Genomic DNA, 20,842 nt, shown 5'->3' with positions numbered 1-20,842 from the left:
TGGGACACTAGTGCCGTGACCCCCAGCTTCCCCCTCAGGAGGACCGCTGATGCCTCGCGGTGACGGCCTACTTACACATGAGCTAGACCCCCAAGACCAGGGTCCGCAGGATGCCTGCGGAGTCTTCGGGATCTACGCCCCGAACGAAGAGGTGGCGAAGCTCACCTACTTTGGTCTCTACGCACTCCAACACCGTGGACAAGAGTCCGCAGGAATCGCGACCTCCAACGGTGACAAACTCCTTGTCTACAAGGACATGGGCCTGGTATCTCAGGTGTTCGACGAAGCCGCGCTGTCGGCGCTGACCGGACACATCGCCGTCGGCCACGCGCGGTACTCGACCACGGGTGCCTCCACCTGGGCCAACGCCCAACCCACGCTCGGGCCAACAAAACATGGCACGGTGGCGCTGGGTCACAACGGCAACCTCACCAACACTCACCGGCTGCTCGACCTCGTTGAGGAACGCCTGGGACATGACCGTCGCGAAGCGATGCACGGCGGCGGCTGCACCGACACCGCCATCCTTACCGCGCTGCTCGGATGGGACCGCTACGACACGCTCGCAGAAACCGCCATCGAGTTGCTGCCCCACGTGGAAGGCGCCTTCTGCCTCGTCTTCACCGATGAAGACACCCTTTATGCGGCACGCGACCCGCAAGGAGTGCGTCCCCTGGTCCTAGGCAAGGTCCCTTCAGGTGGCTGGGTCGTTGCCTCCGAAACCGCTGCCCTCGACATCGTCGGCGCCGTATTTGAGCGGGAAGTGGAGCCCGGCGAGTTCCTCACCATCAACGGCGACGGCGTGCACTCTCAGCACTTCGCCAAGGCAGACCCCAAGGGCTGCATCTTCGAATACGTGTACCTGGCACGACCCGACACCACCATCAATGGCCGTTCGCTTCACGCAGCCCGCGTGGAAATGGGACGTCAACTGGCCCGCGAGTACCCCGTCGAGGCAGACATGGTGATGCCAACGCCGGAGTCCGGTACGCCAGCAGCAGTGGGATACGCCCAAGAGTCGGGAATCAAGTTCGGCCAGGGTCTCGTCAAGAATGCGTACGTGGGACGCACCTTCATTCAGCCGTCGCAGACCCTCCGTCAGCTCGGTATCCGCCTCAAGCTCAACCCGCTGCGGGAGCAGATCGAAGGCAAGCGCCTCGTCGTCGTCGATGACTCCATCGTCCGCGGTAATACCCAACGTGCCGTCGTCGCGATGCTCCGCGAAGCTGGCGCTGCCGAGGTCCACCTGCGGATTTCGTCGCCACCAGTCGAATGGCCATGCTTCTACGGCATCGACTTCGCGACCCGAGATGAACTCATTGGCGTGCAGATGTCCGTCGAGGAGATCCGCGCTGATCTGGGCGCAGACTCGCTCGGCTACATTTCCGTGGACGGCATGATCGCCGCGACCGAACAGTCACGCGAACGCCTCTGCACCGCATGCTTCACCGGCGAGTACCCCATCGAACCGCCAGTTAACGCCAAGCACCTGCTCGCCAGCCAGCCTGTGGAGGTTTCTCCGTGACCCAGTCCAACGAGCCGATCACCTACGCCGGCGCAGGCGTCGACACCGAGGCCGGCGACCGTGCCGTTGAACTCATGAAGGACGCCGTATCCCGTACCCACGGCCCCGAAGTTCTGGGTGGGGTGGGGGCCTTCGCGGGCCTCTTCGACGCATCGGCCCTCAAGGAGTACAAGCGCCCCCTACTCGCGTCATCTACTGACGGTGTGGGCACCAAGATCGTGATCGCTCGCGCTCTGGACGTGCATGACACCATCGGCCAGGACCTTGTCGCCATGGTCATTGACGACATCGTGGTGTGCGGCGCCAAGCCGCTCGTCATGACTGACTACATCGCCTGCGGCAAAGTGGTCCCTGAGCGGATCGCAGACATCGTCCGCGGCATCGCAGAGGGCTGCGAAATGGCAGGTACCGCGCTTGTCGGCGGCGAGACCGCAGAACACCCGGGCGTCATGGACGCAGACGACTACGACGTCGCAGGCGCCGCCGTCGGTGTGGTGGAAGCCGATGCTGTGCTGGGAGCCGAGCGCGTCCGCGAGGGCGACGTGGTGGTGGCCATGGCATCGTCGGGTCTCCACTCCAACGGCTACTCACTGGTCCGGCGAGTCGTCGACCACGCTGGCTGGTCGCTCGACACCCACCTGGAAGATCTAGGCCGCACTGTCGGAGAGGAACTTCTGGTTCCCACGCGGATCTACGCACAGTTGTGTGTCCGCCTCGCCGAGTCCACTCCTGGGCTGCGAGCGTTCTCCCACGTCACCGGCGGTGGCCTCGCAGCAAACGTGGCCCGTGTGCTCCCCAAGGGCCTCGCTGCCACCGTGGCGCGCGACGCCTGGGACTTGCCTGCAGTGTTCTCCGTGGTGCAGGGTGCCGGTCAGGTGCCGTGGAACGACCTGGAATCCACCCTCAACATGGGCGTGGGCATGGTCGCCGTAGTGGCTCCTGAAGATGCCGATGCGCTCATCTCTGCCTCCGGGGCTGCTGGAGTTCCTGCATGGACGCTCGGCGGGATTGTGGCCGACGACGGTCGCGGTACTTCCGGCGACACCGTGCGCGGCGCCAAGGGCGTTGACGGCGGCGCGGTGTACCTCAGCGGCGCATACCGGGCGTAAGCGTTCGCTGCGCTGGCACCACCGCGTGCACCTGCGCTCTGTGCCTCGTGCACTCCGCTCCCACGTTCCGGTCCCCGCTCCCACGTTCCGGCACCCGCTCCCGCCGCCGCGCCTCCTGTTGCTGTCCCCGAGTGACTGAGTTTCTGCGGCGTGCCCAGCCAGCATCGGCGTGTCCGCACGTCCGGACCGCAAAATCAGTCACTTTGGAACGGTGAGCACCACAACTCACGCTGGTTGCTCACCACATGCCGCACCAGATCAACCATCTGGTCGGTCCCGTTCTCCACGTCGTGCCTGGTGAACCGCAGCGTCGGTAACCCCCAACGTGCCAATGCCTCCCGGTCGCGAGTTCGGTCCCGACTGAAGGCCTGCTCGTCCAGGTGATAGGTCTGGCCGTCGACCTCAACGATGACTCGACGATCGATGAGGAAGTCGACTCGCCCCACAAACGGGATGGAGACTTGAGTGCGCACATGAAGCCCTGCCTCGACGAGCGCGACACGTGCGATGGTCTCTGGAGGCGATCCGGCGCCTGCATCACAGTGGTCGATCAACCAGCCAAGCCGTGCGCGGGGTGTGTGGGTAAACAGGTTGAGGTCGCTCGCCAGGAGAGTGCCGCGATTCAGCGCCTGGTCGATCGCGATGAGTTGGCCTAGCGGCGTCAGACAACGACTCGCTGTATCGAGGGCGTCGCGTTCGGTGAGTGCAGGCATGCGCCCGAAGTAATGCGCGTGCGCCCGTTGAGGTAGGCGCCGATGCCCACGCCCCGTGGAGTGAGTGGCTGGCAGTGCGAGGTGGAGTCCGGACGGCGCGGTTCGGGCCGGAAGGTTGAAGTGCCGCAGAGCTGAGGCGCAGGTGAGTTCGGCTCCCCAGCCTTTGCGGACGAGTAGTGCTAGCGGCGGACGCGCAACGGTGTAGATGCCGCGGGTGGGTCGCAGTACTTGGCCGTCCTGGAGGGCGTGTGCGAGATCGCGTTTGCGGACGCCCGCGGACAGCAGTTCCTGTGTAGTAGCGACGCCTCCGAGGTGTGCGAGAGCAGCGTTCAGATCCACCCGTGAAGTCTCGCTTGCAGCGGAGAGTCGCGAACGTTTTCCACAACGGAACCTTGTCGCTGTGCCAAAGTGACGGAACTGAAGGGCCGATGCGTTGACACGCCGGGGTGTCGCGCGACAGCGGAGAAATCTCAGTCAGTTGCGAACAGGCAAGGCTCGAGCGGGCAGCAAGGTGGCTGACCGGAATGAACTCAACGCCAGCGCAGCACGAGCAAAACCCGCAAGACTGTGGGATGAGACCGCGGTGAGCGAAGGAACGCCGGTGTGCTCAGGAGCACGCCGCGCAGAGAGCGAGTGACGCGACTAGCGGTCGTCGTCCTCGGCCCAGCGGTCGTAAGTGTCCTCGCGCTCGTCGTCCTTGGAGTCGTTCGAGGGGCTAATCAGCTCTCGCTCAAGGTCGCGTAGATCCGCGCCGTGGTTCGAGTACTTCAGCTGACGCGCAATCTTTGCGTCCTTAGCCTTCTGTCGGCCACGCCCCATGAACGCCAACCCTTCTACTCGTCGCGGGCACACGCCTAAGCGGGCCCGGCGTGCTGAGTCTTAAGCGGTACTTTACAACGCTGGAGCCCCTGCGCGCGACCCTGCTCCCATGGATGAGAAAAGGAAAACTTTGCACAATCCGCGTCATAGCGACCATTGCTACCCGTCTCACTCATTGTAGGTGGCCCAACGGTGGGTCAGGGAGAGACCTAAAAGGAAACGTGAATGATGCCTGAGACCATCCAGGAACCGGAGAAGCTGCTGACCCCTAGTGAGGTGGCGGCGATCTTCCGTGTTGACCCCAAGACTGTGACGCGCTGGGCCAAAGTGGGCAAGCTGTCGTCGATTCGGACGCTTGGCGGTCACCGTCGGTTCCGTGAGGCAGAGGTCCAGGCTCTGCTCGCAAACGCGCAGAACCAGAACGCATAACTCGTACCGCGGGCGGTGTACTGCCCGCAGTTCAAGGTCCGCCGTGAGGGGCGCCCGGGCGCCCGCTATCACCGGCGGTGAGCCGATGCGCGTGGGGGCGATATGTCGCCGCGCCCACACGCATCGGCCCTTAGCTGTTTAGTTCGCTTCGAGGACGTCGACGACGAACACCAGGGTGGAGCCCGCGGGGATGGGGCCCATGTCTTGGAAGCCGTAGCCGGACTCGGGCGGCACCACGAGCAGCAGCTTGGAGCCGACGGGCTGGCCGACGATGCCGTCAACCCATCCGTCGATCAACATGCCGTGCGCGATGGGGAATGAGATCGATTCGCCGCGGTCCCAGGACGAGTCGAACTTTGCGCCGTCCCACAACCAGCCGGTGTAGTGCACGGAGATGTTCTGGCCTTCGACAACTGGGGCGCCGGTGCCTTCTTCGAGGACGACGACCGCGAGGCCTTCGCCCTGCTGCGCGCCGGTGAAGTCAATGGCGGGTGCGCCGGTGGCGTCACGGGTAATGGTGGGGTGCTGGACGTTGCTCACGTGTACTCCTTGGGTTGAGTGTCGTATCAAGCGTAGGGGAGACGACTGACGTGGTGCCGATGCTGGCCCGCCCGGCTGGGCAGCCTTACTCTTGGGTGTCATGACGCGTGAACCGTTGGTGGCAGCCACGTATGAGACCCCGGTAGGTGACCTCTCCGTCCTGACGGACCAGTCGGGAACGGTGTGGGCCGCCGGGATGGGCGGCGTCGCGGACGTCGCGCTCCAGCTACCGGCCGATGCTGGGGGCTGGGCCTGGGAAGACGGGCCGCAGTCACTGGTAGCGCCGGCGGTGGGGGCGTGGCTTGAGGGCGATGCGGACGCGATCACTGCGGTGCCGGTGCATCTCGAAGGCTCCCCGTTCACCGTGGACGTGTGGACGCACATGCGCGAGATCCCCGGCGGCGCGGTCGCGTCCTATGCGGAGCTTGCGGAAATGACGGGCCGGCCCCGCGCCTCCCGTGCCGTGGGCACCGCATGTGCGCGCAACAGGGTAGGCATCTTTGTGCCGTGCCACCGGGTGGTTCAGGCAGGCGGACGCTTGGGCTCGTACGGGTTCGGCGGCACCGGGATTAAGGCGCAACTGCTGCAGTTGGAGGGCGTCACCGTAGACGGCACCGGCGCGGCGGCTCGGTTGACCGAAACGGGCCGATGGAGGCGTGCGTGACAACCATCGCGGACGCCCCGCTGCGCACGTGGTTGCCGTACTTCCTGGGGGTGTCAGCGGCGTGGGGCTGCAGCTTCCTCTTCATTGAAGTGGCCCTGCGTGAGTTCGCGCCCGCACAGGTTGCGTTTGGGCGTGTGTTCTTTGGGGCAGTCACGCTGATGGTGATGGTCCTCGTCACAGGCAACCGCCCAGCACTGACCTGGAAGAAGCTAGGTGCTGTGGCGCTGGTCGCGGCGTTCATGTCGGCCATCCCACTCGTCCTGATCCCCGCGGCCCAGCAACACATTTCCTCGATTCTGGCCAGCCTGTTGAACGCCACCACGCCGTTGTGGACGGCAATGTTCGTGGCCCTCCTGATACCTACCGAGCGGGTCAGCCGCCTACAACTCGCGGGGCTCGTACTAGGCGCCGGCGGTATCGCCATCCTGTTGGGCGCGTGGCGCGTCGACGACTTTCCCTTGCTGGGCGCTGCGCTGATGCTGGGCGCGACTGCGTGCTACGGCATCGGCTCTACTTTGTCCCGACTGATGCTCAGCCGTGTGAAAGATTCGCCGATGGCATTGTCGAGCCTGCAAATCACCGTGTCTGCGTTCATGCTGTCGCCGGTCGCGCTAGCGGCTCCTCAACCTGCTCAGGGCGCCGTGGCATGGGGCTCGTGGCCGATGTGGGCAATCGTGGCCTTGGGTGTCACGGGGACGTCGTTCGCCTACGTGTGGTTCTGGAAGGTAGTGCAGGTGGCAGGAGCGACCACGGCGGCGTCCGTCACTTATTGCGTGCCCGTGGTCGCGACCGCGCTGGGAGTGCTGGTGTTGGGGGAGACGCTCGCATGGTTCGAGGTCATGGGGGCGCTGGTGGTGTTCGCGGGCGTGTGGCTGGCTCAGCGCAGGCCCAAGCCGCGACCGGAGGCCATACCCGAGATCAAGGGGTCGGCGGCGTAGGGTCTGTCCCGCGCGTAAGGCGTCCGTACGCCCTCGCACGCGCCCGTCCCCGCCCGCACGCGTCAAATGGCTCCATTTGACTGTTTTAGCTAGCCAAAACAACCAAATGGAGCCATTTGACGGGAAGGGGGTGCGTTCGGTGGCGCGAGGGTTAGAACGAGTTCTTGATGCGCTCGATGGACGCGGTGGGCACCAGGTCCTTGTTCTTCTTGATCTTGCGCGCGCCCACGAGGCCGAAGATCAGCATGAAGAACAGCATTCCGCCGCCCACGACCAGTGCGGACAGCCACACCGGCCAGATGGTCGACAAGCCAGCAATCGCCGCGACAAGCAACGTGAAGACAAGGAAGAAGCCCAAGACAGCCGTCACAGCGAGAAGCGCGGCACCCTTACCAAGTTCGCGGCTCTTGACCTTGAACTCGATCTTCATGACCTCGGTCTCGGCCTTGATGGTCGCGATCCACTGGCCGGCGATCGCGCCAAGGATCGAGTTGAGCAGGGTCTTCGCGAATCCTGAGCCAGGCATGAGGCCTCCTTCTAGCAGTTGCCACTAGTCAACCGTTTATCGACACGTAGATGCAAACGCTTGAGTCACGTGGGCTGATGGACGAGGCCCCGGAGACAGAAAAAGACCCCCGCGATGTAGAAGCTACGCGAGGGTCTTGGTGGCTCCGACCGGCGTCGATCCGGTGACCTTTCGATTTTCAGTCGAACGCTCTACCAACTGAGCTACAGAGCCGTGCGGATTGTGTCCGCTAGCGCAAATGCCCCTCCGACTGAAGGGGCATTCCCACCGCGACCCTGACGGGACTTGAACCCGCGACCTCCGCCGTGACAGGGCGGCGCGCTAACCAACTGCGCTACAGGGCCTTGCATCGCCCCTCTCGTAAGAGGGCCGAGTAGTAGTGTAGACCATTTGCAGGCCTACCCAGTACCCCCAACGGGATTCGAACCCGTGCTACCGCCGTGAAAGGGCGGCGTCCTAGGCCGCTAGACGATGGGGGCGCCGCTCGATCCCCCTTGCGGGGTAACGAACGGAACTATCTTACGGGACGTTCCGGGGTGCTGAGACCACTTTTCGCAGATCGGGCCAAACTGGTGGGGGCGTGCGTGACAATGGGCGGCATGGTTGAGATGACGCCGGAAGAGTTCGAGGACGCCGTGAACGATGGCCTTGACGCCATCCCCGAGGAACTCCTGGCCCTGGTAGACAACGTGGTCGTGCTGATTGAGGACGAGCCAGAAGGCGGCGAGGAGCTGCTGGGCTTGTATGACGGCGTGGCGCTTACGGATCGTGGCGCCGACTGGGGAATGGTGGACCTGCCCGACCGGATTTTCATCTACCGGGGTCCTACGTTGCGTCACTGCGAAGACGCCGACCACGTGCGCGAGGAGGTCGCGATCACCGTGGTGCATGAGATCGCACACCACTTCGGCATCGACGACGAGCGGCTTCACGCGCTCGGCTGGGGCTGACGGCCTGACGGCCTGACGGACTGACGGGCTCCCTGGGTGAGTGGTGGGGGCTAAGCGATAGGCGCCCGAGTACCGTGGAGGGATGCGACAGAACGTGTCATCCGGCGGTCAATGGGAAGACTCTCACGGATACTCGCGTGCGGTGAGAGTTGGGTCCATGGTTTTGGTGGCCGGAACGATCGCGGGCCCTGAGGCTTTGGACAGCGGCGCGGAGGAACAGGCGGCGTCAGCGCTGGCTCGCATTGAACGTGCGCTCGAGGAGACGGGCGCGACCATGCATCATGTGGTGCGCACGGTGCTATACGTGGTCGACATGGGAGACATGCCTGCGGTGTCGCGGGCGCACAGGCGTGCGTTCGGGGGCGTCCTCCCGGTGTCCACGCTGGTTGAGGTCACGGCCCTTGCAGACCCGCAGGCCCTGGTGGAGATTCAGGTCGACGCGATCATCGCTTAGCGCGTCCCCAGCGCCCCGCACGACCCTCGCCACACAGCCAAATGGCTCCATTTGGCTGTTATGCGGTGCCAAAACGGCGAAATGGAGCCATCTGGCGGGTTAGGAGAGGGCTTCTGGGGCTGCTTCCCAGGCGCTCGAGGCCATCTCTTCAATCGAGTGGGCCATCTTCCATTCGATGTCATCTGCGGCGAGCTCGCCCTTGGCGACAATCCGTGCGGGGTCTCCGGGGCGGCGGTCCTTCACCACGGGCTCGAGTGACGAGTCTGCCGCGGCCAGTAGCGATCCCACGATCTCCTTGACGGAGGTGCCGTCTCCTGAACCTAGGTTGTAGACGGGAGCGAGGGGGCGTCCCGCGTCGAGCATGCGGGCCGCGGCCACGTGGGAGTGCGCGAGGTCCTGGACGTGAACATAGTCGCGCACACACGTGCCGTCAGGAGTGTCGTAGTCGTCACCAAAGATGAGGGGGGCCTGGCCGCCCTTGATGGCGCGAATGACTTTGGGGAACAGGTTGTGCGGGGAGGCGTCGTAGACCTCGGTGGTGCCGGAGCCGACCACGTTGAAGTAGCGCAGGGACGTGGCGCGGAGCGGGGCATCGGACTCTGCGGTGGCGCGGACCTGGTCGCGGATCAGCCATTCGCCGATGAGTTTGGACTCGCCGTAGGGCGACTCGGGGGTGGTGGCGGTGGATTCGTTGACGACCTCGACGTCGGGGGTGCCGTAGACGCCCGCGGACGAGGAGAACACCAGTTGGGTCACGCCTGCGGTCGCCATGGCCTCCAGGAGGCACACGGTGCCTTCGACGTTCTGGCGGTAGGTGTGGAGCGGGTTCTTCACGGATTCGCCGGCGTACTTGTAGCCAGCACAGTGGATGACGCCTTGAACGTTGTGGTCGCGCAGCGCTGCGGTGACACGTTCGGTCTCCAAGATGGAGGCTTTCACGAAGGGCACGCCTTCGGGGACGAATGCTTCGAAGCCGCTGGACAGGTCGTCCAACACCACGGCGTCGATTCCGGAGTCGCGCAGCGCACGGACCACGTGCGCACCGATGTATCCAGCGCCGCCGGTGACCATCCAGGACATATGTGCCTTCTTTCTGCCGCGGCCTTGGGTGAGGGCCGATGCTTCCGTGAGGTAGTGCGTGTCAGTCGAGTGGGTGGGGCTAGCTGTCCCTGCGTGCCCCTTGGGAGGGGGTCACGGTAAAGATAGTGGGTTCGCGCATGCCGGCGCGGGCGAGGGCGTCGCGTACGGCGTCGGCGATGGCATCGGCTTGTTCGAGCGGTACCAGCGCGATCGAGGAGCCGCCAAAGCCGCCTCCGGTCATGCGTGCGCCGATGGCCCCGGCGCTGACGGCGGTGTCGCAGGCAAGGTCAATTTCGGGCACGGTGATCTCGAAGTCGTCCCGCATAGAGGCCTGGGATTCGTTGAGGAGGTTGCCGATGGCGCGGGGCCCGTGCGCGGCGAGCGTGTCGACCGTCTGGAGGACGCGTTCGTTTTCGGTGACGATGTGGCGCACACGGCGAAGCGTTTCCGCGTCGAGGACTTCGAGTCCTCGTTCAAGTCCGTCGCGGTCGACTTCTCGCAGTGAGGCGACCCCGAGTTCCTTGGCTCCCAGTGCGCACGAGGCGAACCGTTCGCCGTAGCCTCCGGTGGCGTGTTCGTGGTCCACGTTGGAGTTCATCACCAGGATGCCTAGGCCCTCGTGAGGGAGGTGGAGCGGGACGGGGCGTGCTTCTTCCGTGAGGCAGTCCAGGAACACCACGTGGTCGGCTTCACCCAGCATGGAAGCGGCCTGATCCAAGAGCCCGGTGGGTGCTCCCACGGCTTTGTTCTCCGCGACTCGGCCCAGCCGGGCCAGCGCGATCTTGTCGAGCTCCCAACCCCAGAGGTCGTTGAAGGCGGCGCCGGCCGCGCATTCGAGCGCGGCCGAGGACGACAAGCCCGCGCCCACCGGGACGTCGGAGTCGATCAGAATGTCCAAGCCGAACGCGCCGTCCATGGTGACCCCAGCATCGGCCGCTGCCCACGCCACTCCTAGGACGTACGCGGACCAGCCCTCCATCACTGCGGGATCCAGCGCGTCCAGGGAGGCGACTACTTCACCGTCGGCAAAGGTAGAGCGCAGGTGGATGTCGCGGTCCTCACGCCGTGCCACGGCTGCCCAGGTGCGCCGGTCGATTGCGAAGGGCAGCACGTAGCCGTTGTTGTAGTCGGTGTGTTCGCCGATGAGGTTGACGCGGCCGGGAGCGGACCACACCCCTTCGGGTGCGCGGCCATAAACCTTGGCGAACGTGTCGCGAATGTCAGTCATCGGTGGGTCCACTTCTCGTCGGCGAGAGCCAAAGCATCACGCATGGCTGCGGCAGCGTTCTCCGGGACTAGGTCGCCTACCCAGGCGCCCATCGCGGCTTCCGATCCTGCCAGGAACTTCATCTTGTCTGCACCCCGGCGTGGGCTGGTGACTTGGAGCATCATGCGGATGCCGTCTGCGTCGCTCAGCGGTGCCTGATGCCATGCGGAGATGTATGGCGTGGGGGTGTCGTACAGCGAGTCAAGCATTCGTAGCAGGCGCGGGTGCAGGTACGCGAGTTCGTCGCGCTCATCCAGTGACGTGTGGGCAAAGTCCGGGATGTCACGGTGAGGCAGGAGGTGGACCTCGATGGGCCACCTGGCGGCGAACGGCACAAACGCCGTCCAGTGCTCGCCGGCCAGGATGACGCGGCTGCCGTTGCGCTCGCGGTCCAGGATGTCCCCCATCAGGGACGTGCCGTAGTCACGGACCGATGCTTGGAGTCGTTGGGTGCGTGGCGTGACGTAAGGGTAGGAGTAGATCTGCCCGTGGGGGTGGTGCAGCGTGACGCCGATGGCTTCGCCACGGTTTTCGAAGGGGAACACCTGCTGCACGCCGGGGATCTGGCTGAGTTCGTAGGTGCGGTGCGCCCACGCTTCAATGACTGTGCGAGCGCGGGTTTCGCCCAGGGTTGAGTAGGAGCCTTCGTGCTCTGGGGAGAAGCACACCACTTCGCAGCGGCCTACGGACGTGGTGGCGCGTTCCAGGCCGATGCCGAGTGGGGCTTCCGTGTTGGGGGTTGCCTGTGCGGGGCCGAACGACGGGGAACGGTTTTCGAAGACGGCGACGTCGTACTGGTCGGGGATCTCAGAGGGGTTGTCTGGGGTCTGAGGGGCCAGGGGGTCGAGGTGCGCCGGAGGAAGCATGACGCGGTTCTGGCGCGCCTTGGCGATGGTGATCCACTCGCCAGTGAGGGGGTCTTGGCGTAGTTCTGCGGTCTCGGGGCGGGGGTCCAAGGTGCGGGAGTCGGGCTTGCGTTCTGCCGGCAGGGTTGTGGTCGCGTCGTCAAAGTAGATGAGCTCGCGGCCGTCTGCGAGGGAGTCGCGGATCACGCGAATGGCAGGGTCGTGGGTGCGCTGCGGTGCGCTGGCCTTGTCGGGCACGGTGTGCTCCAGCTTTCCTTGGTTTTCCGTCGTGGTGGGGGGTCGGAATCTTCCGACTGGGACCGGTCACAGTCTAGCATTTCGCGACCCCATCAACATACTCCACCGGTGTGGTCTGCGAGGCACGCTAGTAGTCCATCGCGCCCCCTGAGCGCTACAGTGAGCCCCGAAAGGGGGCCACGACATGGCAAAGACGACCCGCGGGCCCAGCATGCACGACGTCGCTGCACGAGCGGGCGTCTCGCATCAGACTGTGTCGCGCGTTCTCAACGGCCACCACAGCCTGCGCCCCGAAACCCGCGACCGCGTCCTCGAAGCCATCGCCGCGCTGGGCTACCGTCGCAACCTCGCCGCCCGTGCCCTCGTCACCGGACGCACCCAGACCATTGGCATGGTGGGCCCCGACAGTGCAGAGATCGGTCCCCTCAGCACCCTCCACGCCATCGAGAAAGCCGCCCGCGAAGCGGGGCTTTCCACCCTCATGACCTCCGCCGAGCCCTCGCGCGAACAGATGGTGGAAAGCGTCGAGTTCATGATGGGCCGTGGCATCGACGCCCTCGCAGTTGTCGCGCAGCAGGTCGGGATTACCGCCGCCATCGATGAACTGAACCTGGACGTGCCCGTGGTGCATCTCCTCGCCGGCGACCAAGACGTTTCCACGTTCGCCACCGTGGACCAGAAGGCCGGCGTCAGGCTCGCGATGGATCACCTGCGGGAGCTAGGGCACACCCGCATCCAGCACATCTCTGGACCCGCCACCCATGGCGAAGCCCGTTCCCGCCGGGCCGCCTTCGAGAACTACGTGGCACAAGCCGGGCTCGAAGTCCTGCCAGTGCTCGACGGCGACTGGACCTCTGACTCCGGGTACGAAGCGGGAAAACTCATCGACCCCTCCGCGACCGCGATCTTCAGCGCCAACGACCAGATGGCCTTCGGCGTGATCCACGCGCTTTCCGAGGCTGGTGTCCGTGTGCCCCACGACGTCTCGCTCGTGGGCTTCGACAACACTGCAGAGGCGCGCCACTGCCTGCCTCCGCTCACCACCGTCGTTCAAGACTTCGGCGCGGTAGGTCAGGCGGCCGTCGACCTTATCGGCGGGCTGTTGCAGGGCCACGATGTTGAGCCTGTGCTCGTGGCGCCCTCGCTCGAACTGCGCGAATCCACCGCCGCACCTCGCGCCTGACTCTCCGCGCCGCCCGCCTAGCACTGGGCGCCTCGCGCCATACACGTGCTGCGCCACTGCATCGGCGCTCACCCGTGACTCACCCATGACCAAAGTGCCAGATCTAGTAGCAAACGGTCGCTAGATTTCAAGAGCAATCTTGGGAGGGATGCAGAATGATCGAAGTCGCAGGACTGACAAAAACGTACGGGGCCAAGCGCGCCGTGGACGACATTACGTTCACCGCACCCGCAGGATCCGTCACCGGGTTCCTGGGTCCCAACGGCGCCGGAAAATCCACCACCATGCGCATGATCATGGGGCTTGACCGGCCAGACGCTGGCACCGCCACCATTGACGGCAAGCCCCTGATCCAACACGGCGCACCCCTACGCGTCGCAGGTGCGCTCCTGGACGCCAAGTCCGTGACGCCAGGCCGTACGGCACGCAACCACCTGCGCGCCTTCGCGGCAACCCACGGTATCTCCAAGAAGCGCGTGGACGAGGTCATCGAGATGACCGGCCTGACCGCGGTCGCCAAGAAGCGAGCCAAGCGCTTCTCCCTTGGCATGGGGCAGCGCCTGGGAATCGCCACGGCCATGCTCGGCGATCCGTCCACCCTCATCATGGATGAGCCCGTCAACGGCCTCGACCCCGATGGTGTGTTGTGGGTGCGCAACCTTGCCAAACAGTTTGCTGCTGAGGGCCGGACCGTTCTCCTGTCCAGTCACCTGATGAGCGAAGTGCAGCTCACGGCAGACCGCGTGGTCGTCATTGGCCGTGGAAAGGTCCTGGCGCAGGGATCCGTCGCAGACTTCACGGCTCAGGCGGCATCCGGTGCGGTCACCGTGAAGTCCTCCGACGACACCGCTCTGACGCAACTGATCGCAACCGAGGGCGCAGAGGTCACGGCCACCACCGACGCACTCGTCGTCAACGGACTCGAACCAGCACGCATCGCGGAACTGGTCGTAGGTGCTGGCATCCAGTTGCACGAGCTAGTCAAGAGCAATGCAACCCTGGAAGAGGCATACCTGCGCCTCACAGCCGATGCCGTCGAATATCACGCCACCACCCAGGAAGGAGCAGCCCAGTGAGCCCCGCAACCAAGACCTCGACCGTGGCGAACGCTCGCCTGACCTTCGGCGGTGCCGTTCGCTCCGAACTGCTCAAGCTCACCACCATGCGCAGTATCTGGTGGATCACGATCGTCAGCATCGGTTTGGCGCTGATGATCATGCTCACGAGCTCGCCGGCCGGACCTGAGGCGGGCAACGAGAGCGCCTGGACCGTGACTCATGCGTCCAACGGCATCCTCATGCCATGGGTGATCTTGGCGGTGTACTCCGCTCTGCAGGCTACCGGCGAGTGGAGCTCCGGCATGTACCGGGTCTCCTTCACCGCAGTTCCCAACCGGAACACCTGGCTGGCCGCCAAGGCGACAGCGATGGCTATCTACACCGGTGTGGTGTCGATTCTGGTGCTGGCGCTGAGCTACGCGGCGACACTGTGGAAGTACAGCGATCTGGGCGCCACCGCAGACCTGGCGGAGGCACACACGTGGCAGATCTTCATCGGGGTACCGGCAGTGTGCATTGCCACCTCGATCATGGCCGTGGGGATTGGCGCGCTGGTGAAGTCCAGCGGAATCGCCGTGACCGCTGTCGTGGGCCTGCTGGCGGTGCTGCCGTTCGCTGGCTTGTTCGGTCTGGATTGGTTGGCGCACATCACGGCGTACCTGCCCAGCGGCGCCGGAGACTCGATCATTGGTGCCGGTTCGTTCGGCGTGACTCCGGATGACATTGGCCCCTGGGTGGGCTCGCTGGTGTTGCTGGCCTGGTCCGTGGGTGCGTGTGTTGCCGCATCCGTGGCGATGAAGGGGCGCGACGCCTAGCGCGTGGTGCAGATGTAGAAGCTGCACGCCCGTAGCGGCGTGAAGAGCGGCGGCCGGTCCATTCGTGGGCCGGCCGCTGTTGGCTTGTGGGTGCCGGGTGCCGGGTGCCGGGTGCCGGCACACTTCCGCCTTCTCAGAGTTTCGTGCTAGCGTTAACATTCCTAGATGTGAACGTGAACACGACGCGGTGCGGCAACGGAGCCGCACAGCTCGCACGCTCAAGGAGGAGCGGAACAAGTGAGCGATCAAGACGGCACAGCGCGCGACGCAATCGAGACCGGACGCACCGCGCTCGGAATCGAGTTAGGTTCCACGCGCATCAAGGCCTGCCTCATCGACACCAGCACCTCCCAGGTCCTCGCAGTGGGCTCCCACCAGTGGGAGAACCAGTACATCGACGCGCTGTGGACGTACGCCCTCGATGACGTCTGGACCGGACTGCAGGCGGCCTACGCAGAACTGGCGCGCAACGTCCAGCGGGACCACGGCATCGGCCTGACTGCCGTGGGCTCCATCGGTGTCTCCGCAATGATGCACGGCTACCTTCCATTTGGCGCGGATGGCACATTGCTGACCCCGTTCCGCACCTGGCGCAACACCACCACAGGAGCGGCAGCGCGTGAGCTGACGGACCTGCTCGGAGTGAACATCCCGCTGCGCTGGTCGATCGCGCACCTCCACCAGGCGGTGCTGAACAACGAGCCCCATGTGGCACAACTCGACTGGTTCACGACCCTTGCCGGATACGTCCACTGGCGACTCACCGGGAACCGAGTCTTGGGTGTGGGGGATGCCTCCGGGATGTTCCCCATCGACGCCGCAACCGGTGACTATGACGCGCGTATGCTCGCCGCCTACTCCGCTCTCACGGAGGGCCGGCTCGATCTGCGCGCCATGCTCCCCCGAGTACTGGCCGCAGGGGATGATGCCGGCTCGCTCACCGCGGAAGGTGCCACGCTGCTGGACCCCACCGGGAAACTCCAGCCGGGCATCCCGCTGTGCCCGCCCGAAGGTGACGCAGGAACTGGGATGGTCGCCACCAATGCGGTGGCGCCGCGCACGGGCAACGTCTCTGCGGGGACATCAGTTTTCGCGATGGTCGTGCTGGAGCACGCGTTGGCTGAGGTGCACGAAGAGATCGACTTGGTGACGACGCCCGCAGGTCACCCGGTGGCGATGGTGCACTGCAACAACGGCGCGTCCGAGTTGGGTGCCTGGGCGGGGGTGTTTGGTCGGTTTGCGCAGGCGCTAGGGGCCGATGCGTCCCAGGACCGGGTCTTCGAAGTCCTGCTGACGGAAGCACTAGCAGGGCAGGGCGACGCCGGCGGGATCCTCGCGTACAACACGCTTTCGGGTGAGCCGGTCGTGGGTGTTGAGGAGGGACGCCCGCTGGTGGTGCGGACCCCTGGCAGTGAGCTCACGCTTGCGAACCTGATGCGCGCTCACGTGTATGGCGTCTTTGCGGCCTTGAGCGTGGGCATGGAGGTGCTCGCGAACGAAGGTGTCGCGGTGGAGCGGCTCTTCGCTCATGGTGGCGTGTTCCGGACCGCTGGGGTGGCGCAGCGGTTCTTGGCGGCGGCGTTGAAGGCGCCGGTGGCCGTGGGGGACACCGCATCCGAAGGCGGCGCCTGGGGTATGGCGGTGCTGGCGGCCTTCCGCGCTGCCAGCGGTGGGGGGTCGCTGACGGACTACCTCGACCGGCACGTGTTTGCGTCCGCGGAAGTGACGGTGGCGCAACCGCTGGAGGCCGATGTCGAGGGCTATGCCCGCTACCTCGAGGCCTACCGCACGGGGCTGGCCGTGGAGCGGGTCGCGGGGGCCGTGCTGTGAAGGCCGCGCAGTTGAGCAACATCAAGGAGGTGCACGGATGAGTGCATACGACATTGAAGCCATTGAAGAGGCAGTAGCGGACCTTCGTAGGCAGGTCAGCGACCTTCATAGTGAGTTAACCCGCTATGACCTGGTGGCATGGACCGCAGGAAACGTATCCGGGCGCGTGCCCGGTCACGACCTGTTCGTCATCAAGCCCTCCGGAGTCAGCTACGACGAACTACGTGCCGACGCAATGGTGGTGTGCGACCTCGACGGCACCGTCATCCCCGGCACCCGCGGCTCCGAACGCTCCCCCAGTTCTGACACCGCAGCCCACGCCTACGTGTACCGCCACATGGGCCACGTCGGCGGCGTCGTCCACACGCACAGCACCTACGCCACAGCCTGGGCCGCCCGCAACGAACCCATCCCGTGCGTCATCACCGCCATGGCCGACGAGTTCGGCGGCGATATCCCCATCGGCCCCTTCGCCATCATCGGCGACGACTCGATCGGCCGCGGCATCGTCGCCACCCTCACCGGGCATCGGTCCCGCGCAGTGCTCATGGCTAACCACGGTGTCTTCACCATCGGCTCCGACGCCAAGGACGCCGTCAAAGCTGCCGTCATGTGTGAAGACGTTGCCCGCACCGTGCACATTGCCCGCGCCGGTGGCCCCCTAGTGCCGATCGATCCCGCAGCAATCGACTCTCTCTTTGACCGATATCAAAACGTCTACGGACAGCACGACCAGAATGGAGACCCGGCATGAGCCGCAGCATCGTTCCCAACCTCGCTGACTTTGAGGTGTGGTTCTTCACCGGTAGCCAGAACCTCTACGGAGAAGAAGTGCTGGTGCAGGTCGCTGACCAGTCGCAGGCCGTAGTGGCGTTGCTGGACGGCGCCGACGCTGTGCCCGTCAAGGTGGTGTGGAAGCCCGTCCTGAAAGACCGCGAGTCCATCGAACGCGCCATGGTGGAAGCCAACGCCGCCCCGAACGTCCTGGGCGTCATCACCTGGATGCACACGTTCAGCCCGGCCAAGATGTGGATCGCAGGCCTGCAGGCTCTCACCAAGCCACTCCTGCACCTCCACACCCAAGCCAATGTCGAACTGCCCTGGGGTGAGATCGACTTTGACTTCATGAACCTCAACCAGGCAGCGCACGGCGACCGCGAGTACGCCTACATCGAGACCCGCCTGGGTGTTCCCCGCACCACAGTGGTGGGCCATGCCTCCCACACGCGCGTTCAGGAACGCGTGGGCGAATGGGCGCGCGCTGCTGCAGGCCGTCACGCCTCCCGGAACATGAAAGTCGCACGCTTTGGCGACAACATGCGCTTCGTTGCTGTCACCGAGGGCGATAAGACTGAGGCAGAGGCGGTCTTTGGTGCCCAGATCAACACGTGGGGTGTGAACGAGCTCGCCGCACAGGTGCACGCAGCCACCGACGAGCAGATCGACGCGCTCGTAGCCGAGTACCTGGACCTCTATGAGGTGGCGCCCGAACTGTTGCCGGGCGCGGAGCGTCACCAGTCGTTGCGCGACGGTGCGGCCATCGAGGTGGGATTGCGCTCCTTCTTGGAAGAGGGCGGGTTCCACGCGTTCACCACCAGCTTTGAGGACCTGGGGTCGCTGCCCCAGTTGCCCGGACTTGCCGTGCAGCGACTCATGGCTGATGGATATGGGTTTGGTGCCGAGGGCGACTGGAAAACCGCCATGCTGGTGCGCATCGCCGCGGTCATGGGTGCGGGACGGCCCGGCGGCGCGAGCCTCATGGAGGACTACACGTACCACCTGGTCGAAGGTGAAGAACTGTCGCTGGGCGCGCACATGCTGGAGGTGAGCCCGTCGCTGACGACCTCGCGGCCGCGGCTCGAGGTGCACCCGCTGGGTATTGGCGGCAAAGACGATCCGGTGCGCCTGGTTTTCACGGCCGATGCTGGTCCGGCCATGGTGGTAGCGCTGTCCGATGTGCGCGACCGGTTCCGCATGGTGGCGGCAGAGGTGGAGAACGTCGACCTGCCTGCACCCATGCCCAAGTTGCCGGTAGGGCACGCGGTGTGGCGGTCCAAGCCTGACTTCCCCACGGCGACGACAGCGTGGATGGCTGCCGGTGCTGCTCACCACACGGCGATGACGACTCAGACCACGGCGACCACGTGGCGTGACTTTGCGCGCATGACGGGAGTGGAACTGGTGTCGATTGATGAGTCCACCACGATTGACAGCGTGGAGCGTGAGCTGGCGTTGGGCGGAGTGTTCTACCGAGGCCGGTAGGAGGCAGGTGGCCCGCGCCGGCCCCTGCTCGCACCCCCGCCCGTCCCACCTCCCGCCAAATGGCTCCATTTGGTTGTTTTAGCTAGCTAAAACAGGAAGATGGCTCCATTTGGCGGGGAACCCGGGAGGGAGCCGGGAAGGGGCACAGGGAACCGGGAAGGGGCGCGGGAACGAAGCGCGGGACAGGGGCGCGGGAAGGGGCGTGGGCGGTGATGATGCCGCCGGTGTTGCTGCCGCATACCCAATTTCGCGGAAGTGACAGCAAATCGTGACCGAATGGTAACCAACCTCGCTTGATTCGTAGTGTGAACGTGAACATACTGAAAAAGCCACAGAGTTCTGCAACGGAGCAGACCCATCTCAAGGAGGAGAATGATGGTGAAGAAGTTTCTGATCGGCGTAGCATCCGCAGGAATGGCCCTCACGCTTGCCGCATGTGCCGGCGGCGGAGCAGGCGAGTCCTCGGACGATGCAAGCAGCACCTCAGGTGCTACGGGAGGAAGTGAACCAGTCGCCGAAGGTGGCCTGGTAGGCGTCGCAATGCCTACCCAGACCTCTGAGCGCTGGATCGCCGACGGTGAAGCTGTGGAAAGCGGCCTCATGGAGCTCGGCTACGAAGTTGACCTCCAGTTCGCTAACGACGACATCCCCACCCAGGCCAACCAGATCGACCAGATGATCACCAACGGTGCCGACGCACTGATCATCGCCTCGATCGACGGAACCGCACTGGCATCCCAGCTCGCCGCAGCCGCGGCGGCAGACATCCCCGTCATCGCCTATGACCGCCTGATCCGCGACTCGGAGAACGTCGACTTCTACGTCACGTTCGACAACTACAACGTTGGCGTCCAGCAGGCAACCTCGCTGCTGGTCGGACTCGGCCTGCTCAATCAGGACGGCTCCGAAGGCGACGCCACCGGGCCGTTCAACATTGAACTGTTCGCCGGCTCGCTTGACGACAACAACGCCCACTTCTTCTATGCAGGCGCCATGGACACGCTCCAGCCCTACATCGACGAAGGCACCCTGACGGTGCCGTCCGGTCAGACCGACATCGAGCAGACCAACATCCTGCGCTGGCAGCAGGAAACCGCGCAGAAGCGCATGGAGGACCTGCTCACGTCGACCTACACCGGTACCGACACTGAACTCCACGGCGTGCTGTCGCCCTACGACGGTCTGTCACGCGGCATCATCACCGCGCTGCAGAACGCAGGCTTCGGCACCACCGTCGCCGACGGACTTCCCGTCGTCACCGGTCAGGACGCAGAAATCGCATCGGTCAAGCTGATCGCTGACGGTACCCAGTTCGCGACGATCTTCAAGGACACTCGCAAGCTGGCTGCACAGGCCATCACCGCCACCGACGCCTACCTTGCCGGCGGCGAGCCCGAGGCGAACGACACCGAGACCTACGACAACGGTGTGAAGGTTGTGCCGTCGTACCTGCTCGAGTCGGACATCGTCTACGCAGACAACATCCAGTCCTTGCTGGTCGACTCCGGCTACTGGACCGAGGCAGAGGTGGAGTCCGGCGTCGCGGAGTAATCCCCGACCCCAGCATTCCCCCGCCG

Annotated in this window: 21 protein-coding genes and 3 tRNA genes; 14 read left to right on the top strand and 10 right to left on the bottom strand. The window is 65.0% G+C overall.

Annotated elements, in window-relative coordinates; translation table 11 throughout:
* The first annotated feature begins 49 nt into the window (after positions 1 to 49).
* A complete protein-coding gene (gene purF, locus ON058_RS00720) occupies positions 50 to 1,525 on the top strand; it encodes an amidophosphoribosyltransferase (RefSeq protein WP_274667111.1) in 1,476 nt (491 codons plus the stop codon).
* Positions 1,522 to 2,634 carry a phosphoribosylformylglycinamidine cyclo-ligase gene (gene purM / locus ON058_RS00715; RefSeq protein WP_274667110.1) on the top strand — a complete coding sequence of 371 codons (1,113 nt, stop codon included), beginning with the start codon at positions 1,522 to 1,524 and terminating at the stop codon, positions 2,632 to 2,634. Before purF ends, purM begins: the two co-directional genes overlap by 4 nt.
* Positions 2,635 to 2,828: 194 nt before the next feature.
* On the opposite strand, the gene ON058_RS00710 is transcribed toward purM, so the two are convergent.
* The gene (locus ON058_RS00710) at positions 2,829 to 3,686 is read right to left on the bottom strand and encodes a type IV toxin-antitoxin system AbiEi family antitoxin domain-containing protein (RefSeq protein WP_274667109.1); all 858 of its coding nucleotides are present in this window, start codon (positions 3,684 to 3,686) and stop codon (positions 2,829 to 2,831) included.
* 303 nt (positions 3,687 to 3,989) lie between these two features.
* Positions 3,990 to 4,166, bottom strand: coding sequence for a DUF3073 family protein (locus tag ON058_RS00705; protein WP_274667108.1), 177 nt, complete (start codon positions 4,164 to 4,166; stop codon positions 3,990 to 3,992).
* 228 nt (positions 4,167 to 4,394) lie between these two features.
* Between ON058_RS00705 and ON058_RS00700 the strand changes: the two genes are divergently transcribed.
* A complete protein-coding gene (locus ON058_RS00700) occupies positions 4,395 to 4,595 on the top strand; it encodes a BldC family transcriptional regulator (protein WP_274667823.1) in 201 nt (66 codons plus the stop codon).
* Between the two features lie 138 nt (positions 4,596 to 4,733).
* On the opposite strand, the gene ON058_RS00695 is transcribed toward ON058_RS00700, so the two are convergent.
* On the bottom strand, positions 4,734 to 5,135 hold the full coding sequence (locus ON058_RS00695) for an FKBP-type peptidyl-prolyl cis-trans isomerase (protein WP_274667107.1): 402 nt from the start codon (positions 5,133 to 5,135) through the stop codon (positions 4,734 to 4,736).
* A 100-nt stretch (positions 5,136 to 5,235) separates the two neighbouring features.
* Between ON058_RS00695 and ON058_RS00690 the strand changes: the two genes are divergently transcribed.
* A complete protein-coding gene (locus tag ON058_RS00690) occupies positions 5,236 to 5,799 on the top strand; it encodes a methylated-DNA--[protein]-cysteine S-methyltransferase (RefSeq protein ID WP_274667106.1) in 564 nt (187 codons plus the stop codon).
* The gene (locus ON058_RS00685; protein WP_274667105.1) at positions 5,796 to 6,737 is read left to right on the top strand and encodes a DMT family transporter; all 942 of its coding nucleotides are present in this window, start codon (positions 5,796 to 5,798) and stop codon (positions 6,735 to 6,737) included. The genes ON058_RS00690 and ON058_RS00685 overlap by 4 nt, the downstream gene beginning before the upstream one ends.
* 151 nt (positions 6,738 to 6,888) lie before the next feature.
* On the opposite strand, the gene ON058_RS00680 is transcribed toward ON058_RS00685, so the two are convergent.
* The 4 genes from ON058_RS00680 to ON058_RS00665 all read right to left on the bottom strand — a co-directional run bounded on the left by ON058_RS00680 (position 6,889) and on the right by ON058_RS00665 (position 7,742).
* Positions 6,889 to 7,263: a phage holin family protein gene (locus ON058_RS00680; RefSeq protein WP_274667104.1), complete on the bottom strand. Its 375-nt coding sequence runs from the start codon at positions 7,261 to 7,263 to the stop codon at positions 6,889 to 6,891.
* 137 nt (positions 7,264 to 7,400) lie between these two features.
* Positions 7,401 to 7,476: transfer RNA gene (locus tag ON058_RS00675), tRNA-Phe, on the bottom strand.
* 57 nt (positions 7,477 to 7,533) lie between these two features.
* Positions 7,534 to 7,607 (bottom strand) — tRNA-Asp (locus ON058_RS00670).
* A 62-nt stretch (positions 7,608 to 7,669) separates the two neighbouring features.
* Positions 7,670 to 7,742, bottom strand: a tRNA-Glu gene (locus ON058_RS00665).
* 120 nt (positions 7,743 to 7,862) lie between these two features.
* On the opposite strand from ON058_RS00665, the gene ON058_RS00660 reads away from it, so the two are divergent.
* Positions 7,863 to 8,213 carry a metallopeptidase family protein gene (locus ON058_RS00660; protein ID WP_274667103.1) on the top strand — a complete coding sequence of 117 codons (351 nt, stop codon included), beginning with the start codon at positions 7,863 to 7,865 and terminating at the stop codon, positions 8,211 to 8,213.
* Between the two features lie 82 nt (positions 8,214 to 8,295).
* Complete coding sequence (locus ON058_RS00655; RefSeq protein WP_274667102.1) at positions 8,296 to 8,667, top strand: Rid family hydrolase; 372 nt, start codon at positions 8,296 to 8,298, stop codon at positions 8,665 to 8,667.
* 99 nt (positions 8,668 to 8,766) lie between these two features.
* On the opposite strand, the gene galE is transcribed toward ON058_RS00655, so the two are convergent.
* The 3 genes from galE to galT all read right to left on the bottom strand — a co-directional run bounded on the left by galE (position 8,767) and on the right by galT (position 12,072).
* Entirely contained in the window at positions 8,767 to 9,747 is a 981-nt protein-coding gene (galE, locus tag ON058_RS00650) for a UDP-glucose 4-epimerase GalE (protein WP_274667101.1), read from the bottom strand.
* A 79-nt stretch (positions 9,748 to 9,826) separates the two neighbouring features.
* A complete protein-coding gene (gene galK / locus ON058_RS00645; protein ID WP_274667100.1) occupies positions 9,827 to 10,975 on the bottom strand; it encodes a galactokinase in 1,149 nt (382 codons plus the stop codon).
* Complete coding sequence (gene galT, locus ON058_RS00640; RefSeq protein ID WP_274667822.1) at positions 10,972 to 12,072, bottom strand: galactose-1-phosphate uridylyltransferase; 1,101 nt, start codon at positions 12,070 to 12,072, stop codon at positions 10,972 to 10,974. The genes galK and galT overlap by 4 nt, the downstream gene beginning before the upstream one ends.
* Before the next feature lie 229 nt (positions 12,073 to 12,301).
* On the opposite strand from galT, the gene ON058_RS00635 reads away from it, so the two are divergent.
* The 7 genes from ON058_RS00635 to chvE all read left to right on the top strand — a co-directional run bounded on the left by ON058_RS00635 (position 12,302) and on the right by chvE (position 20,816).
* Positions 12,302 to 13,300, top strand: coding sequence for a LacI family DNA-binding transcriptional regulator (locus tag ON058_RS00635; RefSeq protein WP_274667099.1), 999 nt, complete (start codon positions 12,302 to 12,304; stop codon positions 13,298 to 13,300).
* A 155-nt stretch (positions 13,301 to 13,455) separates the two neighbouring features.
* Positions 13,456 to 14,376, top strand: coding sequence for an ABC transporter ATP-binding protein (locus ON058_RS00630; RefSeq protein ID WP_274667098.1), 921 nt, complete (start codon positions 13,456 to 13,458; stop codon positions 14,374 to 14,376).
* Positions 14,373 to 15,173, top strand: a complete 801-nt coding sequence (locus tag ON058_RS00625; protein ID WP_274667097.1) for a hypothetical protein — start codon at positions 14,373 to 14,375, stop codon at positions 15,171 to 15,173. Before ON058_RS00630 ends, ON058_RS00625 begins: the two co-directional genes overlap by 4 nt.
* Before the next feature lie 237 nt (positions 15,174 to 15,410).
* Positions 15,411 to 17,003: a xylulokinase gene (locus ON058_RS00620; RefSeq protein ID WP_274667096.1), complete on the top strand. Its 1,593-nt coding sequence runs from the start codon at positions 15,411 to 15,413 to the stop codon at positions 17,001 to 17,003.
* 37 nt (positions 17,004 to 17,040) lie between these two features.
* On the top strand, positions 17,041 to 17,757 hold the full coding sequence (locus ON058_RS00615) for an L-ribulose-5-phosphate 4-epimerase (RefSeq protein ID WP_274667095.1): 717 nt from the start codon (positions 17,041 to 17,043) through the stop codon (positions 17,755 to 17,757).
* Complete coding sequence (gene araA, locus ON058_RS00610) at positions 17,754 to 19,265, top strand: L-arabinose isomerase (RefSeq protein ID WP_274667094.1); 1,512 nt, start codon at positions 17,754 to 17,756, stop codon at positions 19,263 to 19,265. The genes ON058_RS00615 and araA overlap by 4 nt, the downstream gene beginning before the upstream one ends.
* Positions 19,266 to 19,637: 372 nt before the next feature.
* Positions 19,638 to 20,816, top strand: coding sequence for a multiple monosaccharide ABC transporter substrate-binding protein (chvE, locus tag ON058_RS00605; RefSeq protein WP_274667093.1), 1,179 nt, complete (start codon positions 19,638 to 19,640; stop codon positions 20,814 to 20,816).
* Positions 20,817 to 20,842: the final 26 nt, after the last annotated feature.

The sequence above is a fragment of the Demequina sp. B12 genome, from assembly GCF_028823635.1.
Taxonomy (GTDB): Bacteria; Actinomycetota; Actinomycetes; order Actinomycetales; family Demequinaceae; genus Demequina.
The sequence above is the reverse complement of the archived record's forward strand: the minus strand, read 5'-3'. Positions and strand labels throughout refer to the sequence as shown.

Bases quoted from the DNA above. Each gene is read 5' to 3' on its own strand.
- purF (WP_274667111.1), top strand. From the start codon at position 50: ATGCCTCGCGGTGACGGCCTACTTACACATGAGCTAGACCCCCAAGAC.
- ON058_RS00705 (WP_274667108.1), bottom strand. From the start codon at position 4,166: ATGGGGCGTGGCCGACAGAAGGCTAAGGACGCAAAGATTGCGCGTCAG.
- ON058_RS00700 (WP_274667823.1), top strand. From the start codon at position 4,395: ATGCCTGAGACCATCCAGGAACCGGAGAAGCTGCTGACCCCTAGTGAG.
- ON058_RS00690 (WP_274667106.1), top strand. From the start codon at position 5,236: ATGACGCGTGAACCGTTGGTGGCAGCCACGTATGAGACCCCGGTAGGT.
- ON058_RS00680 (WP_274667104.1), bottom strand. From the start codon at position 7,263: ATGCCTGGCTCAGGATTCGCGAAGACCCTGCTCAACTCGATCCTTGGC.
- ON058_RS00660 (WP_274667103.1), top strand. From the start codon at position 7,863: ATGGTTGAGATGACGCCGGAAGAGTTCGAGGACGCCGTGAACGATGGC.
- ON058_RS00655 (WP_274667102.1), top strand. From the start codon at position 8,296: ATGCGACAGAACGTGTCATCCGGCGGTCAATGGGAAGACTCTCACGGA.
- galE (WP_274667101.1), bottom strand. From the start codon at position 9,747: ATGTCCTGGATGGTCACCGGCGGCGCTGGATACATCGGTGCGCACGTG.
- galK (WP_274667100.1), bottom strand. From the start codon at position 10,975: ATGACTGACATTCGCGACACGTTCGCCAAGGTTTATGGCCGCGCACCC.
- ON058_RS00635 (WP_274667099.1), top strand. From the start codon at position 12,302: ATGGCAAAGACGACCCGCGGGCCCAGCATGCACGACGTCGCTGCACGA.
- ON058_RS00630 (WP_274667098.1), top strand. From the start codon at position 13,456: ATGATCGAAGTCGCAGGACTGACAAAAACGTACGGGGCCAAGCGCGCC.
- ON058_RS00615 (WP_274667095.1), top strand. From the start codon at position 17,041: ATGAGTGCATACGACATTGAAGCCATTGAAGAGGCAGTAGCGGACCTT.
- araA (WP_274667094.1), top strand. From the start codon at position 17,754: ATGAGCCGCAGCATCGTTCCCAACCTCGCTGACTTTGAGGTGTGGTTC.
- chvE (WP_274667093.1), top strand. From the start codon at position 19,638: ATGATGGTGAAGAAGTTTCTGATCGGCGTAGCATCCGCAGGAATGGCC.